A 6726-nucleotide genomic window follows, 5' to 3' on the forward strand; every position below is an offset into this window, starting at 1 on the left:
TTCCGGTGGGAGAAGCCCGCACCGTATGTTTGCATCGGTGTCGGGAGTACGTCACAGTCTTAAAGCAAGATCTTGGTGCTAGAAAGAGTTAGACAGGGTTCGCTCTGCGTCTTTCGTGAGTAGTGCCGACACTCCCACGTCTTTTAAGCGTGGGAGTCCATCAAGACGACGTTAACCAGTGCCCAAACTCATCTTGAAAGCGATCGCTCAATATGGCTTCACGGATTTTGCGGGTGAAACTTACCAGTTCTGCGATATTGTGAATCGAAATTAGCGTGTAGCCTAGAATTTCCTGCGATCGCAGCAGATGATTAATATAGGCTCGACTAAAGGTTTGACAGGTGTAGCAGTGGCAATCGGGATCGATGGGTGAAAAGTCTTCGCGGAACTTGGCGTTCTTAAGATTCCAGCGATCGCCCTTGACTAGAGCATTGCCGTGACGCCCCAAGCGAGTGGGAATCACGCAGTCAAATAAATCTACACCCGCAGCGATCGCCTGCGCCATTTCCCGATAGGTTCCCACCCCCATTAGGTATCGGGGCTTGTTCTGGGGCAGCAAAGGTGTGGTAACTCGCACAATCGTTTCAATGAGCTCTGGCGGTTCACCCACACTGACTCCGCCGATTGCATATCCCGGCAAATCGAGTGTGACCAATTCTTGGGCTGCTTGCTGGCGAAGTTCAGGATAGACACCACCCTGGACAATGCCAAACAACGCCTGATCGTCGGGACGCTGATGGGCATCCATACAGCGCTTCAGCCAGCGGTAGGTGCGCTGGGTCGATTCCAGAATGGCGTCTCGGCTAGCAGGATAGGGGGGGCATTCGTCGAAGGCCATAATGACGTCTGCTCCCAGTGCATTCTGAATCTGAATGGAACGCTCTGGTGAGAGGTTGATCAGTTGCCCATCGCGAGGCGATCGAAAGGTAACACCTTCTTCTGAAATCGAACGGATCTCGCTCAGGCTGAAGACTTGGAACCCTCCCGAGTCCGTGAGGATTGGCCCATCCCAGGCCATGAAGCGATGCAACCCTCCGGCCTGTTGCACAATATTTTCGCCGGGTTGGAGGTGCAAATGATAGGTGTTGGCCAAAATCATCTGAGCCTGGGTATCTCGCAGTTGGAGTGGGGTTAAGGTTTTGACGTTCGCCAATGTCCCCACAGGCATAAACCGAGGCGTTTCCACAATGCCGTGGGGAGTATGAAAAATGCCTGCCCGCGCATGGGTATGGCTACAGCAAGCCTGACAGTTAAACGAAAATCCCATTCTAGATAATAAAGTCTAAGTCACTAGAAATAATTAAACATAAAATCCCAAAGCCCCTGGGCAATCAGCGCAGCGGACGACGCAGGGCAAGATCAGATTATTCACTCCGTCGAGGGGCTTCAAAGCCTAAGTTGCCAGTCTACATTGAAAAGTGATCTTCGCCATCCATGCGAGCATCCCAACTGGCGGACAAAACATCAGCGACGACGGCCTCTAACGTGGCGGCATTGAAGCGTCGGTCAATTTGTTCTTGTACTGGGTTTACTGATGGAATAAGACGTAGTCGCAGCCCGTCTTGCACGAGATCAAAATAGGTTTCGCGGCTGGGCGATCGCTTGAGTTCTAAATAGTCAAAGCTACACACATTCAGATACAACGATGAATTAGCAACTAGTGTAGACTGATTTGGATCAGAGAAAACCTCTAGCACATACCCTTCGCCATCACTCAGCAGAACCCCGTCTTGGGTGTGAATGTATCGCACTTGGCCTAAATCCGCCAATAACCGATGCATATCCTGCTTGTTGACGACAATGCCTGTATCGACCAGACAAGGTGCAGGAAAATTAACAGGGCCAGAACGTGGATTGTGGGTCATAAAACACAAACCTGTTAGTAGGGATTAGGCATCACACCATGTTTGAGAGGAGTATCAACAGAGCAGTATCCGCCCTAATCGACACAGTATTTAAGACATGCAATGCTAGCAAGACTAATGAGTTCGGGCAAATTAACCCTAGCTCACGAAAGCTAAGCAATCAACTCTGCACAACAAAACTGAGCACGCTCCGAAATCGGAGCATTCGTGTCATTGGTTTGCTAAACCAGCAGCGATCACGAAGACAGACTGCTGACTTGCATCTATTGCTTTGATCTTATGCTTTGATCTTATCTCACGATCTTCAAGTCGCCACTGATAGATTTCACGGAAGTTAGCCGTTTGGGATTAAGAAGACCGTATTAAGAAGTTTGTACCAAGGCATCTAAAAGCTGGTGTATCAATTTCTTGGGTGCACTCTTCGGCCCCCTATTGATCAATAAGAAGATCGTGCCATCTTTACTGATTGACACCGCTCTCCGTAAGCTTCACCCTTCCTCAAAGACAAAACATTGAGCGCGATCGCCCTTCAGATCAAGAGCGAGCGCGCCTTGTTCAAGGCAATTGGGAATTTGCAGGCAAACGTTTGCCGTTTCGACCTATGCCCCTAATCCTCAGACTCAGTAGCATCCGCTTGGGCTGCATTATTTTGCGGCTCAAGCGAAATTTTTTTCGGAGAGCCTTCAGATGACGACGAGGGCACAGGACGAGGGGTTGGGCGAGGCGATGGCCCCGACCGCCGAGGTGCGGACTTAGTATGGGATCCTTTACTAGGAACCTTCCCTTTAGGTAGCTTGCGAGGCTGTACGACACAGATCCGCTGACCATCTTCGATGACCAAATCCATTCCTTGTCGGCGGACATTTAGCTCCCAGAAGTGACCAAGGGTACGCCCTTCTAAGCTTCCCATCAACATAATGCGGAAGGAACGGCCTTCATCTTCACCTTTTCGGGGTGACTGCTGGATTTTAACCGTAACCCGATCGGGATTTTGGGCTAGGTTCACAATCTCGCCGCGAATAGAAAAGTAACCATCCTCTGGGGCAGTGGGAGCCTCAAGGGGATGGTAATCGATAATTTTTGCTGAGGGTGTTGCCGGAGGCTTGGGCGGCATTGGAGCCCTGGGTGCAGTCGCCTCATCCGCCGCTTGTTGGCTTGAGGGTTCAGGGTTGCTACCCTGTTTTGCTTGGGTCTCAGCATCGATATCTCCCTCAGGGGCGATCGCGCTATCCTCTAAAGCTTCAGCGGTGCGATCCAACGTTTCCGGCTCCCATACCCCTACGATCTGTACATGGAGATCGCAGGTTTTCTCACGGGTGCGAGGATACACCACCCAGAGATGGTTGGACTCTGGATCCAAATGCTTTTTAACCAGACTCATCACGCGACCCAGTAGCACCGCATTAAACGTGTATTCATCGTCGGTGACAAGCTGTCCTCGTGAAAATTGCTTCGCAGATGGAACATATTTAGCACGAATCAAACCAATTGCTCGGTACTGGGTCGGCTCGCTAGCCGGTGGAATGGGCTGAGCATGCATCGTTGCCGCTCCGACAGGAGCAGATTGGAGGGTTGGAGTACTCTCCTCTGGAGTGCCTGTAGTCGGAGCAGGCTTGGATACTGGGGCAGCGGCGTTGGACGGTGAACTCTGATCAGAAGATGAGGATGTCGAAACCATTGATTTTGAGGACTGATCCATCGTGTCTTGTGCAGGTACAGGTTCAGGAGACGACTCAGCAGCAGACGGAACTGTTCCTTCGGTTTGCTGAGCCTCGGAGGATAAAGCGGGCTTGGATGAGTTAGATCGGCGTTTACCTTTGGAACTCATACAACCTCCCCTTAGACAAACGGCGATTGACTACTGATACACCATCCCCGTGCGGCCAAAATTCACGCTAGGGAACATGTACGGAGGGCGCGATTTGTGAACCTAATCACTAGGTTAGCATTCCCGTGGAAGCTAGCCTGCGCCCACTTGCGTGGGGATTTAGAGCGGATCCTAGGGGGGCATGGGCGATCGCACCATGGCCGATCCGCGCTAAAAATCAGTAGTGGATTGGAGCAAGTGTAACGTACCCAACGGGTTTTCTAGCCGCCGATGGGAAATTCCCTTGCTAACCCGGCGTTTGTCCCTTGTTTCCTTTATACAGATAGAATTCCCCAATTCAGGCAGGATATAGAGATTCCTACTCAACAAAGAGTTGCGAATCGTCAAACTGTTTATCAATCTATGAATCTCTATGCATTTATAGATACCGATGGAATATGTGGAATATAACGATGCCTTAAGCCAAAGCAATCGTAAAAAGGCAGAAGAAATTGCGTATCGTAACTCATAATGGAATGGCATTTAAGAGAAGTCAGGTTTGAGCCGTGTTTAAAAAACGTAACCGTTGGGTAGTCAGCAGTGTTCTGGCGATCGCCGTGTTCGCGTTTCTGGGCATCATGGTCGTGTTGCCCTTTGCCGGGGCATTGCAGAGCAGTCGTTCCACCGCGACCAATGATCCGTCTGCCTCGCCATCGCCGGGTTCCGGTGCAGAGCTGACCGATGCCCAGAAAGCAGATCTGGAAGCCCAAGTTCGGGGTTACCAGCTTGTCCTCGAACGAGAACCCGGAAACCAAACGGCATTGCGCGGGCTCGTGGAGGCTCAAATTCAGCTCGGCAATGTCGAAGGGACGATTGAGCCTTTGAAGAAGTTAGTTGAGGCGAATCCCGCGACGACGGAATATGCCGTATTGCTGGCACAAGCTCAAAACGAAACGGGCGATCGCGAAGCCGCTGCCCAAACCTACCGCGATGTACTGTCTACCCGTCCAGGCGATATGCAGGCCCTCCAAGGACTGGTTGGCCTACTTATGCAAGCCCAGCGCCCTGAGGCGGCGATTGGCCTCCTTCAAGACACTCTAAACCTCGCTGATGAAGCCAATCAAACCCAGCCTGGCAGTGTGGATGTCGTTTCCGTGCAACTCCTGTTGGGTCAGGTGTATGCCCAAAGTGGACGAGTGAGTGATTCGCTGGCGATTTACGACGAGGCGGCCAAACTCGATAGCCAAGATTTTCGACCCATCTTAGCGAAGGCGATTGTGCTGCAAGCTACCGGAAACGATGCCGAGGCTCAGCCCCTCTTTACGCAAGCCGAATCGATGGCTCCCGCAGAATTCAAAGATCAAATTAAGCTAATGGCGGCGGGGCAAGCGCCCGGACAGTCGGAGTCAACAGACACTCCAGACTCAGCGTCACCCGACACCACTGACAGTGAAGCTTCTCCACCTGCGGCATCAGAATAGCGCTTCTGAATTAGGACGCTATTCAGGCCAAATAACGCCCCATTTGCTAAGCCAGTGCAACAATTTGGAGTGTCCCTCCCTTTAGATCGTTGTTAATCTTCCCCCATCTCGTTACAACGCACCATGGATTTCAAAGACTTTCAAGTTTACGATGGCGACTTGCCGGATTCCGCCCTGGATCAGTACTTACAGGTGGATGCGATCGCCGTTGACACAGAAACGATGGGGCTGATCACGCCGCGCGATCGCCTTTGCCTGGTTCAACTCTGCGATGCCCAAGGCTACGGATCCGTGATTCGGATTGCACGGAGACAACCCGAAGCGCCTAACCTCAAAAAACTGATGGAAACTGAAACCATTGTCAAAATTTTCCATTTCGCTCGGTTTGATGTCGCCGCGTTGCGCTACTACTTAGATATAGTTGTCAATCCGCTCTTTTGTACGAAAGTTGCAAGCAAACTTGCCCGTACCTATACGCCACGCCACGGCCTAAAAGACTTGGTGCTGGAATTTGAACAGGTGGAACTGGATAAAACGTCTCAAAGTTCAGACTGGGGAAATATTGAAGCTCTGTCCGAGAATCAACTGCGCTATGCAGCGAATGACGTGATTTATCTTCCCAAAGCACGGCTCAAACTCATTGAAATGCTGAAGCGGGAAGACCGTTGGGGTCTGGCCCAGCAGTGCTTTCAATGTATTCCAACCTTTGCTGAACTCGATCTACTCCAGTATCCCAACATCTTTGAGCATTAGATGACGATGCACACTCCAATTTACTCTGTGCAAAGAAACATTACACAAATTTACGAAGAATAAATATTCAAATTCAAAACAATGGCATCATTTCGGAGAGTTTTGGGGCACACTAAGGCAAGAAGATTGGGTAAGCCTACACATCGATTGCGAGTCGAGCTGAATAGATGGAGAAGATATGAGTAGTATCGAAAAAATCGTAGAGCAAGCATTGCAAGATGGATACCTCACCCCAGCTATGGAAGCCGAGGTAGGCCGGATTTGTGATACGGCAGCGGAACTGTCCATCGAAGAATATATGGCTCTCGATCGCCTGATGGGAGCCCTGCTCACCGGAGAAGTGGTTGCCGTACCCCGGAAGCAGTTCATCAACGTGATGGAAGAGCTAGTCCTCACCGAGGCGATCGCGCGAGTGGCTGACATTGAAGCTACGAGTGACTGTACGCTTGACCTAGGAGATATTGCAGCCTACGCCCTCAACCGTTTACCCCCCCTCTACGCTACAACCGAAGAAGGAGCGGATTACCAGCGGATGCGCGCCAAGGAAGAGTTGCAGGACTTAATTTCGAGTCAAGTGAGCGAAGGTATTGCCCGCAACCTTGATCAACCGGAATTCTTCCCAGAGCGACAGGCCATCAAGGCTGAAGGCAAGGATAAGGACGAAGTTCTCAACCAGGTTAGCTCTTTGCTGCAAAGCTACGCCCATAAGTTTGAAGTCAAGGAAGCTAGCAAAGACTGAACGTTCCCTCAGGACATAAAAACCTCGTAATTGGTCACAGCAAGAAGCACACCGTATTGAGAATAAGGCGTTTCCTTCAGT

Annotated in this window: 6 protein-coding genes; 3 read left to right on the forward strand and 3 right to left on the reverse strand. The window is 50.9% G+C overall.

What is annotated here, in order from left to right; all coding sequences use genetic code 11:
• Positions 1–160: 160 nt before the first annotated feature.
• The 3 genes from tgt to IGR76_00030 all read right to left on the reverse strand — a co-directional run bounded on the left by tgt (position 161) and on the right by IGR76_00030 (position 3693).
• Positions 161–1267 (reverse strand): tRNA guanosine(34) transglycosylase Tgt, encoded by a 1107-nt coding sequence (gene tgt / locus IGR76_00020; GenBank protein ID MBF2076934.1) that lies wholly within the window; start codon positions 1265–1267, stop codon positions 161–163.
• Between the two features lie 139 nt (positions 1268–1406).
• A complete protein-coding gene (locus IGR76_00025) occupies positions 1407–1865 on the reverse strand; it encodes a hypothetical protein (protein ID MBF2076935.1) in 459 nt (152 codons plus the stop codon).
• Positions 1866–2472: 607 nt separating this feature from the next.
• Complete coding sequence (locus IGR76_00030; GenBank protein ID MBF2076936.1) at positions 2473–3693, reverse strand: hypothetical protein; 1221 nt, start codon at positions 3691–3693, stop codon at positions 2473–2475.
• A gap of 617 nt (positions 3694–4310) precedes the next feature.
• On the opposite strand from IGR76_00030, the gene IGR76_00035 reads away from it, so the two are divergent.
• The 3 genes from IGR76_00035 to IGR76_00045 all read left to right on the forward strand — a co-directional run bounded on the left by IGR76_00035 (position 4311) and on the right by IGR76_00045 (position 6645).
• A complete protein-coding gene (locus IGR76_00035) occupies positions 4311–5153 on the forward strand; it encodes a tetratricopeptide repeat protein (GenBank protein ID MBF2076937.1) in 843 nt (280 codons plus the stop codon).
• A 123-nt stretch (positions 5154–5276) separates the two neighbouring features.
• Positions 5277–5906, forward strand: coding sequence for a ribonuclease D (locus tag IGR76_00040; GenBank protein ID MBF2076938.1), 630 nt, complete (start codon positions 5277–5279; stop codon positions 5904–5906).
• Between the two features lie 178 nt (positions 5907–6084).
• Entirely contained in the window at positions 6085–6645 is a 561-nt protein-coding gene (locus tag IGR76_00045; GenBank protein ID MBF2076939.1) for a late competence development ComFB family protein, read from the forward strand.
• The last annotated feature ends 81 nt before the right edge of the window (positions 6646–6726 follow it).

This window comes from Synechococcales cyanobacterium T60_A2020_003, assembly GCA_015272205.1.
Lineage (GTDB): Bacteria > Cyanobacteriota > Cyanobacteriia > RECH01 > RECH01 > JACYMB01.

Excerpts from the sequence above, each read along its gene's own strand:
- IGR76_00035 (MBF2076937.1), top strand. The coding sequence starts at position 4,311 with ATGGTCGTGTTGCCCTTTGCCGGGGCATTGCAGAGCAGTCGTTCCACC.
- IGR76_00025 (MBF2076935.1), bottom strand. The coding sequence starts at position 1,865 with ATGACCCACAATCCACGTTCTGGCCCTGTTAATTTTCCTGCACCTTGT.
- IGR76_00030 (MBF2076936.1), bottom strand. The coding sequence starts at position 3,693 with ATGAGTTCCAAAGGTAAACGCCGATCTAACTCATCCAAGCCCGCTTTA.
- IGR76_00045 (MBF2076939.1), top strand. The coding sequence starts at position 6,085 with ATGAGTAGTATCGAAAAAATCGTAGAGCAAGCATTGCAAGATGGATAC.
- IGR76_00040 (MBF2076938.1), top strand. The coding sequence starts at position 5,277 with ATGGATTTCAAAGACTTTCAAGTTTACGATGGCGACTTGCCGGATTCC.
- tgt (MBF2076934.1), bottom strand. The coding sequence starts at position 1,267 with ATGGGATTTTCGTTTAACTGTCAGGCTTGCTGTAGCCATACCCATGCG.